Annotated in this window: 16 protein-coding genes; 8 read left to right on the forward strand and 8 right to left on the reverse strand. The window is 61.8% G+C overall.

Annotated elements, in window-relative coordinates:
- Window positions 1-122: 122 nt before the first annotated feature.
- Window positions 123-2,411, reverse strand: coding sequence for a primary-amine oxidase (tynA, locus tag KGA98_RS23685; protein WP_223504103.1), 2,289 nt, complete (start codon window positions 2,409-2,411; stop codon window positions 123-125).
- A gap of 233 nt (window positions 2,412-2,644) precedes the next feature.
- Between tynA and KGA98_RS23690 the strand changes: the two genes are divergently transcribed.
- The 3 genes from KGA98_RS23690 (at window position 2,645) to KGA98_RS23700 (ending at window position 6,691) form a co-directional block, all read left to right on the forward strand.
- Window positions 2,645-3,145, forward strand: a complete 501-nt coding sequence (locus KGA98_RS23690; protein WP_057713991.1) for a sigma-70 family RNA polymerase sigma factor — start codon at window positions 2,645-2,647, stop codon at window positions 3,143-3,145.
- A 40-nt stretch (window positions 3,146-3,185) separates the two neighbouring features.
- Window positions 3,186-4,169, forward strand: a complete 984-nt coding sequence (locus tag KGA98_RS23695) for a FecR family protein (protein ID WP_223504107.1) — start codon at window positions 3,186-3,188, stop codon at window positions 4,167-4,169.
- Between the two features lie 98 nt (window positions 4,170-4,267).
- The gene (locus KGA98_RS23700) at window positions 4,268-6,691 is read left to right on the forward strand and encodes a TonB-dependent siderophore receptor (protein ID WP_223504109.1); all 2,424 of its coding nucleotides are present in this window, start codon (window positions 4,268-4,270) and stop codon (window positions 6,689-6,691) included.
- 86 nt (window positions 6,692-6,777) lie between these two features.
- On the opposite strand, the gene KGA98_RS23705 is transcribed toward KGA98_RS23700, so the two are convergent.
- Window positions 6,778-7,929 carry an MFS transporter gene (locus KGA98_RS23705; RefSeq protein ID WP_057713994.1) on the reverse strand — a complete coding sequence of 384 codons (1,152 nt, stop codon included), beginning with the start codon at window positions 7,927-7,929 and terminating at the stop codon, window positions 6,778-6,780.
- 165 nt (window positions 7,930-8,094) lie between these two features.
- Here KGA98_RS23705 and KGA98_RS23710 point away from each other — a divergent pair, with 165 nt between their 5' ends.
- Window positions 8,095-9,096 carry a diaminopimelate epimerase gene (locus tag KGA98_RS23710; RefSeq protein ID WP_223504111.1) on the forward strand — a complete coding sequence of 334 codons (1,002 nt, stop codon included), beginning with the start codon at window positions 8,095-8,097 and terminating at the stop codon, window positions 9,094-9,096.
- A 131-nt stretch (window positions 9,097-9,227) separates the two neighbouring features.
- On the opposite strand, the gene codA is transcribed toward KGA98_RS23710, so the two are convergent.
- The 4 genes from codA to KGA98_RS23730 all read right to left on the reverse strand — a co-directional run bounded on the left by codA (window position 9,228) and on the right by KGA98_RS23730 (window position 13,137).
- Window positions 9,228-10,472: a cytosine deaminase gene (gene codA, locus KGA98_RS23715; protein ID WP_223504113.1), complete on the reverse strand. Its 1,245-nt coding sequence runs from the start codon at window positions 10,470-10,472 to the stop codon at window positions 9,228-9,230.
- A 121-nt stretch (window positions 10,473-10,593) separates the two neighbouring features.
- Complete coding sequence (locus KGA98_RS23720) at window positions 10,594-11,415, reverse strand: alpha/beta fold hydrolase (RefSeq protein ID WP_223504115.1); 822 nt, start codon at window positions 11,413-11,415, stop codon at window positions 10,594-10,596.
- Window positions 11,416-11,625: 210 nt separating this feature from the next.
- The gene (gene queD / locus KGA98_RS23725; RefSeq protein WP_008021670.1) at window positions 11,626-11,982 is read right to left on the reverse strand and encodes a 6-carboxytetrahydropterin synthase QueD; all 357 of its coding nucleotides are present in this window, start codon (window positions 11,980-11,982) and stop codon (window positions 11,626-11,628) included.
- Window positions 11,983-12,057: 75 nt separating this feature from the next.
- Window positions 12,058-13,137, reverse strand: a complete 1,080-nt coding sequence (locus KGA98_RS23730) for a patatin-like phospholipase family protein (protein ID WP_150814160.1) — start codon at window positions 13,135-13,137, stop codon at window positions 12,058-12,060.
- 225 nt (window positions 13,138-13,362) lie between these two features.
- On the opposite strand from KGA98_RS23730, the gene KGA98_RS23735 reads away from it, so the two are divergent.
- The 4 genes from KGA98_RS23735 to KGA98_RS23750 are packed head-to-tail and all read left to right on the forward strand — an operon-like array spanning window position 13,363 to window position 15,973.
- Window positions 13,363-13,671: a PepSY domain-containing protein gene (locus KGA98_RS23735; protein ID WP_090456824.1), complete on the forward strand. Its 309-nt coding sequence runs from the start codon at window positions 13,363-13,365 to the stop codon at window positions 13,669-13,671.
- Window positions 13,671-13,991 carry a PepSY domain-containing protein gene (locus KGA98_RS23740; protein ID WP_223504117.1) on the forward strand — a complete coding sequence of 107 codons (321 nt, stop codon included), beginning with the start codon at window positions 13,671-13,673 and terminating at the stop codon, window positions 13,989-13,991. The genes KGA98_RS23735 and KGA98_RS23740 overlap by 1 nt, the downstream gene beginning before the upstream one ends.
- A gap of 3 nt (window positions 13,992-13,994) precedes the next feature.
- Window positions 13,995-14,663, forward strand: a complete 669-nt coding sequence (locus KGA98_RS23745) for a response regulator transcription factor (RefSeq protein ID WP_057714001.1) — start codon at window positions 13,995-13,997, stop codon at window positions 14,661-14,663.
- A complete protein-coding gene (locus KGA98_RS23750) occupies window positions 14,660-15,973 on the forward strand; it encodes a sensor histidine kinase (RefSeq protein WP_223504119.1) in 1,314 nt (437 codons plus the stop codon). The genes KGA98_RS23745 and KGA98_RS23750 overlap by 4 nt, the downstream gene beginning before the upstream one ends.
- A gap of 127 nt (window positions 15,974-16,100) precedes the next feature.
- Here KGA98_RS23750 and KGA98_RS23755 read toward each other — a convergent pair whose 3' ends face one another.
- Together KGA98_RS23755 and KGA98_RS28770 are read right to left on the reverse strand one after the other, a co-directional pair.
- On the reverse strand, window positions 16,101-17,777 hold the full coding sequence (locus KGA98_RS23755) for an MFS transporter (protein ID WP_223504121.1): 1,677 nt from the start codon (window positions 17,775-17,777) through the stop codon (window positions 16,101-16,103).
- Between the two features lie 305 nt (window positions 17,778-18,082).
- Window positions 18,083-18,838: a methyl-accepting chemotaxis protein gene (locus KGA98_RS28770; protein WP_371318489.1), complete on the reverse strand. Its 756-nt coding sequence runs from the start codon at window positions 18,836-18,838 to the stop codon at window positions 18,083-18,085.
- Between the last annotated feature and the right edge of the window lie 54 nt (window positions 18,839-18,892).

Here is an 18,892-nt window from a genome sequence, read left to right on the forward strand (position 1 = left end):
TGTACCTGTAGGAGCGAGCTTGCTCGCGAAAAACGTCAGGACAACGCGGGTATTCAGACAGCCCGCGTCATCGTTGACGTCCATCGCGAGCGGGCTCGCTCCTACAGGTTTTTGCGTGTGCCTTATTTCGGTGAGTTGAGGTTCAACGTTGGCGTTTCATCAAAGAAATTCCACGGCTTCAACAGCACATGTACCCACTCGGTCGGCATGATCGGCCACTCTTCGGCGCGGGCGATGTGGGTGGTGCCGGTGGTCAGCCAGACCACGTCGTCGGTGTTCTCGATGGAATGGTTGTCCTGGGTGAACTGCCCCAGGCCCGAGTCCTTGTCCGAGCGGTTCGGGTATTTGCCTTCCGGGTACTTTTCCTCCGGGTTGTATTGCGTCACCCACAACTGCTTGTCCATGAAACTCAGGCGGTGGTAGAGCCATTCGTCCTTGCCGAAGTTGGCTCCCTTGGCCACCGGGTGCGTGCCGCCGGCATAAGGGATCAGTTGATAGGAAACCGGGTTGCCGACCTTGTTCTCCTTGCTGAAGTTGGTCAGCAGGCGCACGGTCGACGGGTCGAACTTCTGCGCCGCTTGCTGTTCGGTGCCGACCACTTTGGTCTCGGTCTGCATGGTGCTGGTGCGCGGCCCGCCACGGTCGTTGGGCAGCACCACCGGGTTCACTTCCACCAGCGAATTTTGCTCGCCGTCTACGTCCATATCGAGACGGAAGTTGTAGATGTGCTGGTGTGTGGTGCCGACGATGTTGTGGTCCAGCAGGGTGCCGTAGCGGGTGTCTTCCCTGGCGGTGTCTTCGTGCATGGTTTTCGATTTCACGCCCTTGACCGCTTCGATACCGGTGGCGCCGGCGTCGATGCCGATGGTGCCGTTCTGCTGGAAGACCCAGTCGAAGATGTAGTCGTAGTTGCCCACGGTGCTGATCCAGCGCACCACCAGCTCACGGCGCTCGGTGCTGAGGTTGGGCTGGCCCATTTCCTGGTGTTTGTATTCGGGGCCGGCGTAGCGTTCGAACACCGCCATGGCGCGCGGGATTGCGGTCGGTGCGCCGGTGTAGTCGGCGATGGTGGCGTCCAGCAGCACGGCGTTTTGCGGGGCGTCTTTGCCACGGGCAATCGGCGAGGTCAGGGTGCCCATGCCGTAATCGCCGGAGTCGAGGTAGGCCTTGAAGTACCAGCCGACGTCCGGGTCGCCGTAAGGCACGATCATGCCGCCCAGCGAGCCTTCGTACATGATCTTGCGTTTCTTGCCCTTGTCGTCGTAGGTGACGGTGGACAGGATCGGCCCGACCCGCGAATCGAGGCGAACATGGAAGTCCCAGTTCTGCCAGTGAATGCTGTTGCCGCTGATGGTGTAGTTCTTGCCCTCGGGCTCGATGATTTCCAGCGGTTTGACTGCGACGCCCTGGCGTCCGCGACCGTCATACGGCGTCGGATTCATCGGCACCGGAATGAGCGCGTCGTCTTCGATCTTGATCAGCTTCTTCTGTTCCAGGTCGACAATCGCCACCAGGCCTTCAATCGGGTGCGCCCAGTAGTTGCCGTCACCGGTGTTGAGGTAGCTCACGATTTTCAGCAGGCGCTTGTCCTGCGCCAGGCCGTCCTTGCCGTCGAAGAAACCGACAGTCAGCGGCGTGGCCACGACCTTTTTCACATCGTTGATGCCGCGCTTGGCCAGGGCCTGGGCGTATTCCGGGCTGGTTTCGACAGCGGTCTGCACCGTTGCGAAATCGTCCAGCAGCACCATGCCGTGGGCGCCTTCGATCGGCTTCCAGGACTTGAGCTCTTTCGTGTCGAGGTCGACCAGGGCTTCGATCACGTGCTTGCCGTCGAGCACCACGATACTCGCCTGGCGCGGCTGGGCGACGTTCTGCCCGGTCAGAGCGAAGTTCCACACCTGATCCTTCGGCGGCTCCTTGACCGAGACTTCGGTGAATCGGAAGCCAGGTTTGTAGCTTTCCGATTTTTTGACGATGTCCACGGCCGTGGTGATTTCGGCTGCGCTCAGGGGGTTGAGCGGGTTAGGGCGGGTCTCGACGACGAAGGTCTTGTCCAGCCCGGACTGGAACACCTGGTTGATAAAGTCCTTGGACATGAACGCCGTATGGTCCTTGAACACCACCGGCACCGTCAGCTCGATACGCTTGCCGTTGAGCATCGCCACTTTGCTGTCGGGCTTTACCTTGAGGTAGACCCCATCTTTGGCAATGGTGAACAGGTTGGCGTAGTCGTCCCATTTCACCGTGGCGCCAAATTCCTCAAGACCCGCTTGCAGCGGCACCATTTCGGCGTGACCGCCGTGGGCCTGGGCATTACCCGCCCAGAACGGCAGGCCGAGGGTGCTCAGGGTGATGGCCAGGACGAGGCGGGCCAGCGGTGTTCTCTTGGGCGATGCTTTGGGGCTGAACATGTGTGAATTCCTGGGTGAAAGCCGGGTACGGGCATTTCTGCACTTTGTTACAACCAGTCAATGGCTGCATTTGAATGCCTGCCAGATTTCTTTGGTTCCGTGCCGCAATTGAGCTTTCCTGACGAAATGCACAATGGCAAGGGGATAAAGTGCCCTGTGTGGCGGACGCAAACCATTGCTTCAAGTTAATAGGAAGCATTACTATTCACGCCCCGTCTCCACAGCACACCGCAATGACCCTCAAGCTGCCCCGCAGACACGGCTTTTTCGAGCATTACGAAGAGTTGGTTGGCACCTGGACCCGTCGCCTGAGGAATCGTCAGCAGGCCGAGGACCTGGCCCACGATACCTTCGTGCGGGTGCTTGAGTCCGATTCGGCGGTGGTGCAGCAGCCCCGGGCGTATTTGCACCAGACCGCGCGCAACATTGCCGTGGATGGTTATCGGCGTGAGGACCGGCGGGGCGCCATGGAGTCAGAGGCGATCGATCTCAGTGAGTCGCCGACCGGCGACCCGGAGCATTTCATGCACGCGATCCAGCTGGCTGATTCCATCGAACGGGCGCTCACCGAGCTGCCGGTCAACTGCCGCAAGGTGTTTGTCTGGCAGAAAATCGAGGGCCTGACCCAGGCCGAAATCGCCGAACGCCTGGGGCTGTCCAAGAACATGGTGGAAAAGTATATGATCCGCACGCTTCGGCATCTGCGCGATCGCCTGGACGGATTGCAGTCATGACCGGCCGCGCCTTCTCCTCCCCAGCCAAACAGGAACTTCCATGATGGATACTCGTGATTGTGCGTGCGGGCAAACAGCGGTTCGCGATGACGCGGCGCAGTGGTTTGTGCGTTTGCAGGAGCCTGTTGCCGATGTCGAAATGCGGCGTCAGTTTCAACACTGGCTGGAGCAGCACCCCCAGCACCGAAGCGAATTCGAAGTACTCCAGGGCTTGTGGAGCGCCGCCGACCTGGTGCCGACGGCGCGCTTGCGGGCCCTGTGTGAAACCCCGCCAACCCTGAAAAAACGTCGTCCCGTGCTGCGTTACGCGGTAGCTGCCAGCGTGTTGGCGGTAGCGCTCGGCCTGGGTTTGGTCAGCGGCCTGAATCATCCAGCGCCTTATACCGCCGAGTTTTCAACGGCCCTGAATGAGCGCCGCCAAGTGGCGTTGCCCGATGGCTCGGTGGTCGATCTGGACAGCCGCAGCAGGATTCAGGTGCGCTTTGAAAAGGATCGCCGCAACGTCGAGCTGACCGAAGGCGAAGCGATGTTCAGCGTCGAGCATGACACTGGCCGGCCTTTCGTGGTCGCGGCGGGCAGCGGCAAGGTCACGGTCACCGGCACCCGATTCGACGTACGTCATGGCGCCAGCGAAACCCGGGTGGTGGTGGAGCGGGGCAGCGTCAAGGTTCAAGGTCGCGACGCCGCCGATAACGATTTCATCAATCTGACGGCAGGCCTTGGCACCCACGTCGATGTCCAGGGCAAAGTTGCCGCCGCCTATGCCGTCAACCCGGCGGAAATGACCGCCTGGCGCAACGGCAAACTGGTGTTCAACAATGCCAGCCTGGCCGATGTCGCCGAGCAGGTCTCGCGCTATCGCGAGAAGCCACTCAAGGTCGCCAGTGCCGCGGTGGGCGATCTGCGCCTGACCAGCGTGTTCAAATCCGACAACACCGATGCGCTGCTCAAGGCCTTGCCGAGCATCCTCCCCGTGGCCGTGCGCACTCTTGGCGATGGCAGTCAGGAAATAATTTCAAAATAAAATTCAGGTTTTTTTCGAGTTCATCGTCTTCCTGTTCAACTGCAACTGGTTTGCATTAACAAACGCACACTCTTGCGATCCACAGGATTACGTTCGACGTGAAAAACTCCACCGCTAAAAACAACAAACTCCCCTGGTTACCGCTGGCCCTCGCGCTGGCGGTCAACGTTGCGCTGCCCCAGGCCTTTGCCGCCGATGCCATCCGCATCCCGGCGCAACCCTTGGGACAGGCCCTGAGTCAGTTGGGCCAGCAAACCTCGCTTCAGGTGTTCTTCAGCCCTGAACTGGTCGCCGGCAAGCAGGCTCCGGCGGTGGATGGCAACCTTTCCCCGGAAGACGCGCTGCGCCAGTTGCTGCAAGGCAGCGGCCTGCAATACCAGATCGATGAAGGTTCGGTGACGCTGATGCCGGCACCAGCATCGGCGGCCAGCGGACCACTGGAACTGGGCGTGACTGACATCAAGGTCGTCGGTAACTGGCTCGGCGACGCCGATGCCGCCGTGGTGCAGAACCACCCCGGGGCACGAACCGTGATCCGCCGCGAAGCCATGGTCGAGCAGGGCGCGATGAACGTCGGCGACGTACTCAAACGTGTCCCGGGCGTGCAGGTGCAGGACGCCAACGGTACCGGTGGCAGCGACATTTCCCTCAACGTCGGCGTGCGCGGCCTGACTTCGCGCCTGTCGCCGCGCTCCACCGTGCTGATCGATGGCATCCCGGCGGCGTTCGCTCCTTACGGTCAGCCGCAACTGTCCATGGCGCCGATTTCCTCGGGCAACCTCGACAGCATCGACGTGGTGCGCGGTGCCGGTTCCGTACGCTACGGACCACAAAACGTGGGCGGCGTGATCAACTTCGTGACCCGCGCGATCCCGGAACAGGCCTCCGCGGAAATCGGCACGACCCTGGAAACCTCGCAGCACGGTGGCTGGAAGCACATCGACACGGCATTCATGGGCGGCACCGCCGACAACGGCATGGGCGTGGCGCTGTTGTATTCCGGCGTGAACGGCAACGGTTACCGCGAAAGCAACAACGGCAACGACATCGACGACGTGATCCTCAAGACCCATTGGGCGCCGACCGATGTCGACGATTTCAGCCTCAACTTTCACTACTACGATGCCAAGGCCGACATGCCCGGCGGCCTGACCCAGGCGCAGTACGACGCCGACCCGTTCCAGTCCGTGCGCGACCACGACAACTTCAGCGGTCGCCGCAAGGATGTGTCGTTCAAGTGGGTGCGGCAGATCGACGATCGCACCCAGGCCGAAGTGCTGACCTACTACACCGACAGTTTCCGTGGCAGCAACATTGCCTCCCGTGACCTCAAGACACTCAACTCCTACCCGCGCACCTACTACACCTTCGGTATCGAACCACGGGTGTCCCATGTGTTTGATGTCGGCCCGACCACCCAGGAAGTCAGCGTCGGTTATCGCTACCTGAAAGAGGCCATGCACGAAGAGGCCAGCCGTGTGGCGCTGGTCAACAATGAGCCGGTCGTGCGTCCGGGGGCGGACGGCCATGTCTATCAGGACCGTACCGGTGGAACCGAGGCCAATTCGGTCTACGTCGACAACAAGATTGACGTTGGCAACTGGACCGTCACGCCAGGTATTCGCTTCGAGCACATCAGCACCGACTGGCACGATCGCCCGGTGCTTGATAACGCCGGTAAACGGGTGCCGGAGAAAAACCGCAGCATCGAAAGCAACGAGCCGCTGCCGGCCCTGAGCGTGATGTATCACATGTCCGATGCCTGGAAACTGTTCGCCAACTACGAAACCTCGTTCGGCGCGCTGCAGTACTTCCAGCTGGGTCAGGGCGGTATCGGTGACGAGCCCGCCAACGGCCTGGAGCCGGAAAAGGCCAAGACCTACGAAATCGGTACGCGCTACAACGATGACGTGTGGGGCGGCGAAGTGACGCTGTTCTACATCGACTTCGACGACGAACTGCAATACATCAGCAATGACGTGGGCTGGACCAACCTCGGCGCGACCAAGCACCAGGGTATCGAAGCCTCGGTGCACTACGACATGGCCGCGCTGAACCCGATGCTGGACGGCCTGACCGCCAACGCCGGCTTCACCTACACCCGCGCCACCAACGAAGGTGAGATCCCGGGCTTCAAGGGCCGTGACCTGCCGTTCTACTCCCGCCAGGTGGCCACCGCCGGCCTGCGTTACGACATCAACCGCTGGACTTACAACCTCGATGCGTTCGCCCAGTCCAAGCAGCGTTCGCCGGGCACCGGCGTGAACGCCGATGGCAGCTTCAACGGCGACTACATCACTGAAGGCACCGCTGATGGCCAGTTCGGTGATATCCCGGGTTACGTGCTCTGGAACGCACGTGCCGGCTATGACTTCGGTCCGCAGGTGTCGAACCTGAAACTGGGGGCGGGGGTGAAGAACATCTTCGACAAGCAGTACTTCACCCGTTCCAGCGACAACAACTCGGGTATGTACGTCGGTGCGCCGCGCACGTTCTTTGTGCAGGCCAGTGTCGGGTTCTGATAGACCGAGGTGAATTCATCGCGAGCAAGCTCGCTCCCACAGGTTCCGTGTGATCCCTGTGGGAGCGAGCTTGCTCGCGATGCTTTTCAGACCTTCAACACTCTCCCGCCAATGGCAACCGCCACCAGCAACACCGCCATCAGGGCAAAGGCGAAACTCAAGCTGCTGCCATGGGCGACGAAGCCGATGACGGCGGGGCCTGCCAGGATGCCCGCATAACCCAGGGTGGTAATGGCCGGCACGGCGATGCTTTCGGGCATGACCGTCTGCTTGCCGACTGCGGTGTACAGCACCGGCACAATGTTCGAGCAACCGGCACCCAGCAACGCATAACCCACCAGCGCCGCCTCCCAGCTCGGTGCGAACGTCGCCAGAAACAAACCTGCGGCGGCGGTCAGCCCGCCGGACACAATCACCCGCGTCGCGCCCAACCGTCGTACGATTTTGTCACCGGTCAAACGCCCGGCCGTCATGGTCAAGGCAAACGCCGCATAACCGAGCCCCGCATACGCGGTGTCGATGCCGCGTTCCTGTGTCAGGAACACCGCGCTCCAGTCCAGCGCAGCGCCTTCGGCGAGGAACACGATGAAGCACATGCCGCCAATGAACAGGACGATGCCATGGGGTACGGCAAACGCCGGCCCCGAACTCTCGCTGCCGTAGGGCAACAGATGCGGCACGGCCTTGGCCAGCGCGATCAGCAGCAACACGATCACCACCAGCGTGGCCCCCAGAGGGGAGATCCCCAGGCCAAGCAATCCGCTGACGCCTGCCGCGCCGACAATCCCGCCCAGGCTGAACAGGCCATGGAACCCCGACATCATGTTTTTGCCGCTGGCGCGCTCGACGATCACCGCTTGCAGGTTGACCGTCGAATCCACGGTGCCGAGCCCCGCGCCGAACATGAACAATGCGGCGATCAGCGCCGGAATCGACGACACCGTCGCCAGCAGCGGCAGGGCGGCACAGATCAGCAGGGTCCCGCCGGCCGTCACCCGCCGGCAGCCGAAACGTGTGGACAGGATCCCGGCCAGCGGCATCGCCAGGATCGAACCTACCCCCAGGCACAGCAGCAACAATCCCAGGGTGCCTTCATCCAGTCCGGCCCGGGCCTTGGCATAGGGCACCAGCGGTGCCCACGCGGCGATGCCGACCCCGGCGATGAAAAAGGCGATGCGCGTGGACATCTGTTCCAGGCGCCCGGGAACGAAGGTGGTTTGGCTGTTGAGGCTGGTCATAACAATCCTTGGCAAAAAGCGTCGCGTCCTCAACGGACAGTGATCGGCCTGTGAGGGTTCGATCAGTGCCCGGAAAGTTTTACGGTCAAACAGGGCGATATGGTTGCACAGCGCTGGTGTTTTTCGCGATATGTTGAGCCATTCCAATGACACACGGAGGGCGCCATGGCGCAGAGGTACGATGCACGGGGCAACATTTACATCGTGGTAACGCCCGAAGAACTGCGCCGTCAGGGCATCGACCTGCCCGACCTGCCCGACCAGGCCAGCCAGGCAGCGCAAACCCTTGAAGCCTGGGCGCTAGCCGCGATCGAGGCTTGCTGCAGCTGGGCTCCAGGCACTCAACCGTCCGGCAGCAAGGATCATCGCAGCGACGGTTTGCTGGTCGGACCGTTTCAGTCGTCGCCTCCCTTTGATCTGTTGATCGTCAACACCGACGGTACCCTGGCCGAGCGCAGTGGCAACGGGCTGACGATTTTTTCCCAGGCCCTCAGTGATCAAGGGCTGTTGCCGCAGAACGAAGCCTGTCTGCTCAGGGTTCACCACGACAAGGCTGATTCGCCTTCGCCGGGGCAGACTTCAGTGAAAGCCGCAGAGGTCGGGGGCGTGAAGGGTTTTTGGCTCGATCTGGGCCAGCCGGGATTCGGGCCGTCGGCGGTCAGTGCTCACGGGGTTGAAGCGGCGATATTCAATGGTCGCGAACTCAGCCACGTTGAACAATTGTCGGCACTCAATAGTGCATGGTCGCACAGCCAGTTCGCGCGGGTCGGCAATCCCCATTGTGTGACGCTGGTGGAAAGTGCCGAGGACCTGCCGAGCAACGAGCAGATGCGCGAGCCGGCGCTGGGTGAGGGGCTGACGCGAATCGCCTACGCCATGCCGGTCGGCGCAGGCAAGCCTTGTCCGGCGGGAGTCAACCTGCAATGGGCAATGCGCGTGTCCGAAGGACACATCGTCGCGCGGGTATTCGAGCGGGGCGAGGGGCCGACGGCGTCGTCGGGGACCAGCGCCAGCGCGGTGGCCTGTGCGGCCTGGCGGGCAGGTTGGGTCAGCGCCGGGGAGGTGAAGGTGACGATGCCGGGTGGCACGGCGCCGATCTTGCTGGCGGAAGAGTTGGGGGAGTTGAGTCGGGTCAGTCTGTTTGGTACGGCTCGGTTAATTGATTGACTTCACAATAGCTTTCGCGAGCAAGCCCGCTCCCACAGTTGATCTTCAGTGAACACAAAATCTGTGTACGACAAAGATCCAGTGTGGGAGCGGGCTTGCTCGCGAAGAGGCCAGACCAGACAACACCAAACTCAGTTCAGCCCACTGAACTCCACCACCGGCATCGTCCGCTTCATCAAGACCTTGCCATCGCGCACCGAATACAGCGGCAACCCCTGGCTGCGGATCATCTCGTAATCACTCTCCGCCGACAGAATCAGCAGGTTCGCCGGCCGCCCGCGCTCCAGGCCATAGCGATCGCCGAGGCTCATGGCTCGGGCGCTATTGTCCGTCACCAGGTCCAGCGCACTTTGCAGGTTGCGATAACCGAGCATGTGGCAGATGTGCAGGCCGGCTTCGAGTACCCGCAGAATGTTGCCGTTGCCCAGCGGATACCACGGATCGACGATGGAGTCCTGGCCGAAGCACACGTTCATGCCTGCTTCCAGCAACTCGTTGACCCGGGTCACGCCCCGGCGTTTCGGGAAACTGTCGAAGCGACCTTGCAGGTGGATGCTTTCGGTGGGGCAGGAGACAAAGCTGATCCCCGAATGCCCGAGCAAGCGAAACAGTTTGGCGCAGTAGGCGTTGTCGTAGGAGCCCATGGCCGTGGTGTGGCTGGCCGTGACCCGCGAACCCATGTCGCGGCTGCGGGCCTCTTCGGCGAGCACTTCGAGAAAGCGTGAATGCGGGTCGTCGGTTTCGTCGCAATGCACATCTACCAGGCAACCGCTGCGTTCGGCCAGGTCCATGAGAAACTTCACCGAGCTGACGCCCTGATCGCGGGTGTATTCGAAATGCGGAATGCCACCTACCACGTCGGCGCCCATGCGGATCGCTTCTTCCATCAATTCGCGGCCATTGCGGTAGGACTCGATGCCTTCCTGAGGGAATGCGACGATTTGCAGGTCGACCAGGTGCCGGCTTTCCTCGCGTACTTCGAGCATCGCCTTGAGCGCGGTCAGTTGCGGGTCGGTGACGTCGACGTGGGTGCGCACATGCTGGATGCCGTGGGCGGCGAGGGTCTGGATGGTTTTCTTTGCCCGGGCCTTGGTGTCTTCCTGGGTGATGGTCGCCTTGCGTTCGCCCCAGCACTCGATGCCTTCGAACAGCGTGCCGCTCATGTTCCAGCGCGGCTCGCCGGCGGTCAGGGTTGCGTCGAGGTGGATGTGCGGCTCGACAAAAGGCGGCACCACCAGGTTGCCGCCGGCATCCAGATCGTCAGGGCCCAGGGTCGGGGCTTCGATCTGGCGGCCGATGCTGCTGATCAGGCCGTTTTCCAGGTTCAACTCATGCAGGCCTTCCTGGTTGCGCAGACGGGCATTGATGATGTGCATCGGGCAGATCCTTTTGGCGAAACGTTTAGGCAATACTCTTACGTTAGCTCGCCAGCGGCGATTCCCGCCAGTGACATTGATCACCACCGTTCAAATGTGGGAGCGGGCTTGTTCTGGAGGATTACTGCAGGGGCAAAAACCGCAGCAGCGCCGCGACTACCGCTTCGGGCGCGTCTTCCTGAACCAGATGACCGGCGTTGGGAATCGGATAAAACCGCGATCCGGGAATCATCTGCTGCAAGGCCCGCCCGCGTTCGATGGGAATCCACTGGTCATCTTCACCCCAGAGAATCTGCACCGGGCAGCGAATCGTCGAGTACAGGCCCTCGGCCTCGCAGGTATAGCGCTCGTTCATCTGCGCGATCTGCCGGTAGAACGCCGCCTGCCCCAGCTCTCCCAGCCACGGCTGAACATAGGGGGCGAGTTCGTGGTCCGGGATTTTCCGCTTGATCGCCCCGCGGATGTAAGCCGGCACAATCGCTTGCTGGATGTAATCGGGCAGTCCGCTGAAGGCGGCTTCATGCTGGCGCACATGCTGCACGAACGGCGAACCCCAGGGCGTGAGCGCCACCGGGTCGATCAGTGTCAGGCTGCGGTAATCCTTGCCGTTGAGCAGGTGCGCGCGCAGGGCCGTGGCACCGCCAAAGTCATGGGCCACCACGTCGGGGCGATCCAGGCCCCAATGGTCCAGCAACTGCGTCAGCAATTCGTTCTGCACACCCAGGGACACGTCGCCATCAACTTTCTCGGATTGCCCGTAGCCCAGCAAATCGAAATAGTGCACCCGGTGCGTGGTGATGAAGTGCGGGGCAATCCGGTGCCAGACATAGGAGGAGAAGGGCGTGCCATGCACGAACACCAGCGGCGGGCCGTCGCCGCGCACGGCGTAGCGCACGGAGTGCCCTTTGAAGCGATAGGTCTGGGGCAGTGGCCAGTCAGTCATAGGTGTGTCCTCTTGGCGGGTGCGAGGCAAAAAGCATAGGCATAAAAAAACAGCCGATGAAGGCTGTTTTCTTTTTCTCTGACAAAACGCTGTTCCATTGTGGGAGCGAGCTTGCTCGCGATGGCGTTGTGTCAGTCACATCGATGTTGAATGTGGCGCCGTCATCGCGAGCAAGCTCGCTCCCACAGGGTTCTGCATTTGTCTGCCGGCTTATTCGCCGCGATAGATGCAACCGCTGGTGCAGGTCTCGTGGATCCGGATCGCGCTGAGCTCCGGCAGCAGAGGTTTCAATTCCTGCCAGATAAACTTGGCCAACACTTCACTGGTCGGGTTTTCCAGGCCAGGAATGTCGTTCAGGTAGTTGTGGTCCAGACGCTCGTACAACGGCTTGAAGATCTCCTTGATTTCCGAGAAGTCGCGGATCCAGCCGGTGTGCGGGTCGAGGTCGCCGCTCAGGTGGATTGCCACTTTGAACGAGTGACCGTGCAGGCGCCCGCACTTGTGGCCGTCCGGTACGTGGGGCAGGCGGTGGGCGGATTCGAAGGTAAACTCTTTGAAAATTTCCACAGTATCTTCAGCTCTGTTCAGGTGGCGTTCGCCGCAGCGATTCGGGCAGGTAGCGAGTTTACCAGTTTGTCCTGACTAAAGGGTCAGCAAGCGCTCGCCCAGGCGACCGTTGGCGGCCAGTTCGAGGAACTCGTCGCCCAGGCGGCGGCTTTCGTCCATGGTCGTGCGCCAGTATTTCTGCCGGCTCGGGGCGTCGCCCATGAAACGCTTGAAGTCGTTACGGTCCGGCAGTTTGCCGTAGGGCAGGCGCGCCAGGTATTCCTTCGACGGCGCCAGCAACAGCACGTTCTGCAAGCGAGCCGGGCAGGCGCGGCGCCACGGCAGGGTCTTGTCGAACCAGCCGGGAATCACCCGGTCGGTGAAATGCGGGTAAAGCACGATGTCGTTGCCGCTGTAGGGCAGGTCCAGGTGGTAATCCAGCAGACCGCCGTCGCGGAAGGTCCCGGCGCCGGCGCCCGGCAGGTCGCGCACGCCTTGCATCACCATCGGGATCGAGCCCGAGGCCAGCAGGGCCTGGCGCAAGTTGCCGGCATTGAGGGCGACGAAGCGCGACGGGAAGTCATTCAAGGCATTGACTGGCGGCGCCAGGCGCGGGTCGTGGATGATCAGGCGTTCGAAGTGTCGTGCCAGCCGCGCCCGGCCGCGCAGGTTGTCGGCGATGACCGATGACAGGCCCAGCCCGAGGCGGCCGCGATGATCGTCGGCCAGCAGGCCGTGGCTTTTGACCACCATGATGTTCAGGCGGTAATGGTTGTTGTCGAGGATCGAGGCATCGCGACCGTCGAGCAGGTCATTGAGCATGCGCTGTGAGCTCTGGCTGATCTGCGCCATGGTCACGCCCTTGGCAAAGTGTTGCTCGGTGTAGAGCTGTCCGAGACGCCGGATGCCCTCGGCGGCGTCCGGCAGACAGGCGCTGGCGAAGCGCCAGGAACCCACCGATGCGCCAATCAGCGAGCGTTCCCGCGGTGCTGCCGGCAGCCACTCGCCGAACAGCGCCAGGTCCAGACCCTGAATCCCCAGCGCCTTCGGACCGCCAGCGGCGCCAGGCAAGGTGCCGACGTCGGCGGCGTTCAAGCCGCTGTCACGAATGCGCGCAAAGGCACCTGGACCGGCCTTGAGGGTCAGGGAGGGGAACTTGATGTGGATGGCGGTCATTAAGGTCTCGAAGTCTGTTCAGCGGGCAGATTATGTGGGAGCGGGCTTGCTCGCGAAAGCGGTGTGACCGTCAACATGGATGTCGACTGACACGGCCTCTTCGCGAGCAAGCCCGCTCCCACAGGGCATTTGCGGTGTTGCCAATGATGGCAATTCAGTTTCAATTAAGTTCATCCGGTTAAGGTGGCGCCCACAGGCAGCACCTGAAGAAATACGGAGACACCCATGAAAACCCTGACCGCCCTGTTCACCGCGTCGATCCTCGGCATGACCGCAAGCCTCGCCCACGCCCGGGAACTTGGCCCGGATGAAGCGCTGAGATTGCGCGACGCTGGTACCATTGTGTCGTTCGAGACACTCAATGCCAACGCGGTGGCCAGGCATCCGGGTTCCACCGTCAGTGAAACCGAGCTGGAACAGCGTTATGGCAAATACCTGTACAAGGTTGAGCTGCGCGATCCTCAGGGCATCGACTGGGATGTGGAATTAGACGCTGTCAGCGGGCAGGTTCTCAAGGATCATCAGGATTCGTAATGAAGGTGTTTTTATTCAAGCGATGCACCGGTAGCCGGATGGCGCTGTTGCTTCTGGCGTTTTGCTCGGCAGTGTTGGCCCGCGACCTGGATCAGGATGAGGCCCTGAGCCTGCGTCAACAGGGCGTGATCCTGCCGCTGGAGCAACTGCTGCAGCAGGCGATGGGTCACTACCCCGGTGCGAAGCTGCTGGAAGCCGAGCTCGAAGAAAAACACAACGTCTACATTTATGAAGTCGAGCTGCTGACCCCTGAGGGCGTGGTCCGCGAACTGGGCATCGATGCTACCACCGGCCGTTTACTCAAAGACAAGGAAGACTGATCCATGCGTTTGCTCCTGGTGGAAGACCATGTGCCCCTGGCCGACGAACTGCTGGCCGGCCTCAATCGCCAGGGGTATGCGGTGGACTGGCTGGCCGATGGTCGCGATGCGGTACATCAGGGCAGCACCGAGCCTTACGACCTGATCATCCTCGACCTCGGTTTGCCCGGCGTGCCGGGACTTGAGGTGCTGGCGCAATGGCGCGCGGCGGGGCTGGCCACGCCGGTGCTGATCCTGACGGCCCGAGACTCCTGGGCCGAACGCATCGAAGGCCTCAAGGCCGGCGCCGACGACTACCTGACCAAGCCATTCCATCCCGAAGAGTTGTTTTTGCGCATCCAGGCGTTGTTGCGCCGCTCCCATGGCCAGGTCAACCAGCCAACGCTCAAGGCTGCCGGGTTGCATCTGGACGAAGGTCGCCAGTGCGTTGTGCGCGACGGTGCGGACATTCAACTGACCGCCGCGGAGTTTCGCCTGTTGCGTTATTTCATGCTGCACCCCGAGCAGATCCTCTCCAAAAGCCACCTCGCCGAACACCTCTACGACGGTGAAACCGAGCGCGATTCCAATGTGCTGGAAGTCCACGTCAACCACTTGCGCCGCAAGCTCGGCAAAAGTGTGATTGAAACCCGTCGCGGCCAGGGTTATCTGTTCGGCGGGCAAGCCCGGTGAGATCGATCCAGCGCCGCTTGAGCCTGGGCCTGATCAGCGTGATGGTGGTCGTTGGCCTGGTGCTGGCGCAAACCAGCCTGTGGCTGTTCGAATTGGGGTTGCAGCGCTACCTCGAAGCCGGGTTGCGCAATGACAGCGAGAACCTGCTGGCGGCACTGGTGCGCGGGCCGCAAGGCTTGCAACTGGATGAGCGACGCCTGTCACCGGCTTATCAACGGCCGTTCTCCGGGCATTATTTCCGCATCGATTTCGCCGACGGCCATTGGCGTTCCCGTTCTTTATGGGATCAGGAACTGCCGGTGCTCGATCACCCCGGCCTGCATGGCAACTTGCAACTGGGTCCGGAAGGGCAACAGTTACTGGTGCTGCGTACGGACTATCGACGTTCGGGGTTGCCGATCTCCATCAGCGTCGCCGAGGACTACACGCCAATTCGCGAAAGCTTCCGGCGCATGCAACAGCTCGGGTTTGGCCTCGGTTTGACGGCGCTGCTGCTGATTTTGCTGCTGCAACGGATTACCGTGCGCCGGGCCTTGCGTCCGCTGGAGCAGGCCCGCGAGCAGATTGCGCAACTTCAACAGGGCCAGCGTTCGCAACTCGATGATCAGGTGCCGGTGGAACTGGAACCACTGGTGGCGCAGATCAACCATTTGCTGGCCCACACCGAGGACAGCCTCAAGCGCTCACGCAATGCCCTGGGCAACCTCGGCCACGCCTTGAAAACTCCGCTGGCGGTGCTGTTGAGCCTGGCTTCAAGCGAGCAACTCGACGCGCACCCGCAATTGCGCAAGGTCCTCAAGGAGCAACTGGAGCAAGTCCAGCAACGGCTCAATCGGGAACTCAATCGTGCGCGGTTGTCCGGCGATGCGTTGCCGGGCGCACTGTTTGATTGCGATGCGCAACTCCCCGGGTTGCTGGCCACCCTGAACATGATCCATGGCGAACACCTGGCGCTGAGCTACCGCGCACCCACCGGCCTGCAATTGCCCTGGGATCGCGAAGACCTGCTGGAACTGTTGGGCAATCTGCTGGATAACGCCTGCAAGTGGGCGGATGCCGAGGTTCGCCTGAGTGTGGCCGAGACTGCAGGGGGCTTTGAACTCAACGTGGAAGATGACGGCCCGGGCATTCCCGAAGAGCGTCGCGATCAGGTGTTCGGCCGAGGAACGCGGCTGGATGAGCAAACCCATGGGCATGGTTTGGGGCTGGGCATCGTGCGCGACATCGTCGATAGCTGGGGCGGCAAACTGTCGTTGCTGGAAAGCGAGTGGGGCGGGTTGAAGGTTGTCATCGAGTTGCCTAAACACTGAGATCCATTGTGGGAGCGGCGGTGCGGCGATCCGACTTGCTCGCGAAGGCGGTGTGTCAGCCGATACTTTCATCGACTGACACACCGCCTTCGCGAGCAAGCCCGCTCCCACATGGAAACTGCCCGACTCAGGTGTGATGAATCTCCCGATCCTTGGTTTCCGGCATGAAGAAAATACCCAGTACCGCCGTCATCACCGCGATGACAATCGGATACCACAGCCCGTAGTAGATATCCCCCGTGGCCGCCACCATGGCGAACGCCACCGTCGGCAGGAAGCCACCAAACCAGCCATTGCCGATGTGGTAGGGAAGCGACATCGAGGTGTAGCGGATGCGTGCCGGGAACAGTTCCACCAGCCAGGCGGCAATCGGCCCGTAGACCATGGTCACGTAGATCACCAGGATCGTCAGCAGTAGCAACACCATCGGGTAGTTGGTCTTGGCCGGGTCGGCCTTTTCGGGGTAGCCGGCGTCCTTGAGGGCGGTGGCGAGGGTGGCGGCAAAGGCGTCGTTCTTGGCCTTGAAGTCGGCGGCCGGCATGCCGGTGCCCTCGAAGCTCTCGATCACTTTATCGCCAATGCGCACCTGCGCAACGGCGCCCGGCTCGGCGTCCGCGTTCTTGTAGGGGATGGCCCTTTTGGCCAGCACGGTCTTGGCCAAGTCACAGGAACTGGTGAATTTGGCCTTGCCCACCGGGTCGAACTGGAACGAACACTGGGCGGGATTGGCGACGACCGTGACCGGATTCTTCTCCTGCGCGATGAACACGTCGGGGTTACCGTATTGGGTCAGCGCGTGGAAGATCGGGAAGTAAGTCAGTGCCGCGATGATACAGCCCGCCATGATGATGCCCTTGCGCCCGATACGGTCGGACAGGCTGCCGAAAATGACGAAGAACGGCGTGCCGATCAACAGGGAGCCGGCAATCAGCAGGTTCGCGGTTTGCGGTTCGATCTTCAGCGTCTGCAACAGGAAGAACAGCGCATAGAATTGCCCGGTGTACCAGACCACGGCCTGGCCGGCGGTGCCGCCGAGCAGGGCCATGATCACGATCTTCAGGTTCTCCCAGCGTGCGAAAGATTCAGTCAGCGGCGCCTTGGAAGACTTGCCTTCGGCCTTCATTTTCACAAACACCGGCGACTCGTTGAGCTGCAAGCGGATGTACACCGAGATAATCAGCAGCAGGATCGACAGCAGGAACGGAATCCGCCAGCCCCAGGCTTCGAAGGCTTCAGTGCCCAGCGCGGTACGGCAGGCGAGGATCACCAGCAGTGACAGAAACAGGCCGAGGGTGGCTGTCGTCTGAATCCACGAGGTGAAGAAGCCGCGTTTGCCCTTGGGCGCATGTTCAGCCACGTAGGTCGCTGCGCCGCCGTACTCACCGCCCAGCGCCAGGCCTTGCAACAGGCGCAGGCTGATCAGGATGATCGGCGCGGCGACGCCGATGGTCGCATAGCCGGGCAGCAAACCCACCACGGCCGTGGAGATACCCATGATCACGATGGTGATGAGAAACGTATGCTTGCGCCCGATCATGTCGCCCAACCGGCCGAACACGATGGCGCCGAAGGGCCGCACGGCAAAGCCTGCGGCGAAGGCGAGCAGGGCGAAGATGAAGGAGGTTGTTTCGTTGACACCGGCGAAGAAGTGCTTGGCGATGATCGCCGCGAGGGAGCCGTACAGGTAGAAGTCGTACCATTCGAACACGGTGCCCAGGGACGAGGCGAAGATGACCTTGCGCTCCTCCCGGGTGAGCCCGCGGTTGGGCGTGCTGCCCGTGGTTGCATTGTCGATTGCTGCCATGAGTATTCTCCGTCTTGCTCTTGTTGTAGGCCGGAGTTCCCACCAACACTTACCGTACCCAGGCCCTGGGGCTGAAGTCTTCGGATTACGTGGCTTGCATTCAGATTGACGCCAGAAGGCGCTGCAAGGTTCCATGAAGCATAATCGGCTTGCGGCAGATATCCACTTGCCATCATTTGATGAGTGGGTGCAGAAACAAATGTGGGAGCGGGCTTGCTCGCGAAGGCGGCGGCACATTCAACATCTATGTGTCTGATACACCGCTTTCGCGAGCAAGCCCGCTCCCACAGGGGATGTTGCCGGGCTTAAACGCGGAACTGATCCATCAGGTTCTGCTGCTGGTTCGCCAGGCTATTGAGCGACTGGCTGACCCGCGCCGATTCATTGGCCTGGCCCGACAGCGACTCGGTCACGTCGCGGATGGTCGCCACGTTGTTGTTGATCTCCTCGGCCACCGCGCTTTGCTCTTCGGCGGCACTGGCGATCTGCATATTCATGTCGTTGATCACGGTCACCGCGTCACCGATCTGGCGCAGCGCCGTCACGGCCTGGCCAACCTGCTCGACACTGCCCTGGGCCTGACGATGGCTGTTGTTCATCGAACCCACCACCTCCTGGGTGCCGTTTTGCAGTTGTTCGATCACCAGACGGGTTTCTTCCACGGATTCCTGGGTACGCCGGGCCAGGTTGCGCACTTCATCGGCCACCACGGCAAACCCGCGCCCGGCCTCACCGGCACGGGCCGCTTCGATCGCGGCGTTGAGGGCCAGCAGGTTGGTCTGCTCGGCAATCGCACGGATCACTTCCAGTACCGTACCGATCTTCTCGCTGTTGGCGGCCAGGCCTTCGACCTGAACCATGGCCGCGCTCATGTCGGCGGCGAGGTTGTCGATGCTGGCGGTGGTGCGGTCGATCACGGTCAGGCCCTGACGGGTCGCCTGATCGGCATCACGGGCGGCGTGGGCCGCCTGCGCGGCGCTGCGGGCGACGTCCTGGGCGGTGGCGCTCATTTCGTGGGAGGCGGTCGCCACCTGGTCCACCTGGCGGTACTGCTGCTCCATGCCGGCGCTGGTCTGTGCGGCAATGGCGGACGACTGGTCAGCGGTGCTGCGGGC

This window comes from Pseudomonas sp. BF-R-24 (genome assembly GCF_019947335.1).
Taxonomy (GTDB): Bacteria; Pseudomonadota; Gammaproteobacteria; order Pseudomonadales; family Pseudomonadaceae; genus Aquipseudomonas; species Aquipseudomonas jessenii.

What these genes read in the sequence shown, in the direction of transcription:
- KGA98_RS23720 (WP_223504115.1), bottom strand. Translation starts at nt 11,415, where the DNA reads ATGACTGACTGGCCACTGCCCCAGACCTATCGCTTCAAAGGGCACTCC.
- KGA98_RS23730 (WP_150814160.1), bottom strand. Translation starts at nt 13,137, where the DNA reads ATGACCGCCATCCACATCAAGTTCCCCTCCCTGACCCTCAAGGCCGGT.
- KGA98_RS23745 (WP_057714001.1), top strand. Translation starts at nt 13,995, where the DNA reads ATGCGTTTGCTCCTGGTGGAAGACCATGTGCCCCTGGCCGACGAACTG.
- KGA98_RS23740 (WP_223504117.1), top strand. Translation starts at nt 13,671, where the DNA reads ATGAAGGTGTTTTTATTCAAGCGATGCACCGGTAGCCGGATGGCGCTG.
- codA (WP_223504113.1), bottom strand. Translation starts at nt 10,472, where the DNA reads ATGCACATCATCAATGCCCGTCTGCGCAACCAGGAAGGCCTGCATGAG.
- KGA98_RS23710 (WP_223504111.1), top strand. Translation starts at nt 8,095, where the DNA reads ATGGCGCAGAGGTACGATGCACGGGGCAACATTTACATCGTGGTAACG.
- tynA (WP_223504103.1), bottom strand. Translation starts at nt 2,411, where the DNA reads ATGTTCAGCCCCAAAGCATCGCCCAAGAGAACACCGCTGGCCCGCCTC.
- KGA98_RS23755 (WP_223504121.1), bottom strand. Translation starts at nt 17,777, where the DNA reads ATGGCAGCAATCGACAATGCAACCACGGGCAGCACGCCCAACCGCGGG.
- KGA98_RS23690 (WP_057713991.1), top strand. Translation starts at nt 2,645, where the DNA reads ATGACCCTCAAGCTGCCCCGCAGACACGGCTTTTTCGAGCATTACGAA.
- KGA98_RS23695 (WP_223504107.1), top strand. Translation starts at nt 3,186, where the DNA reads ATGATGGATACTCGTGATTGTGCGTGCGGGCAAACAGCGGTTCGCGAT.
- KGA98_RS23735 (WP_090456824.1), top strand. Translation starts at nt 13,363, where the DNA reads ATGAAAACCCTGACCGCCCTGTTCACCGCGTCGATCCTCGGCATGACC.
- KGA98_RS28770 (WP_371318489.1), bottom strand. Translation starts at nt 18,838, where the DNA reads ATGGAGCAGCAGTACCGCCAGGTGGACCAGGTGGCGACCGCCTCCCAC.
- KGA98_RS23705 (WP_057713994.1), bottom strand. Translation starts at nt 7,929, where the DNA reads ATGACCAGCCTCAACAGCCAAACCACCTTCGTTCCCGGGCGCCTGGAA.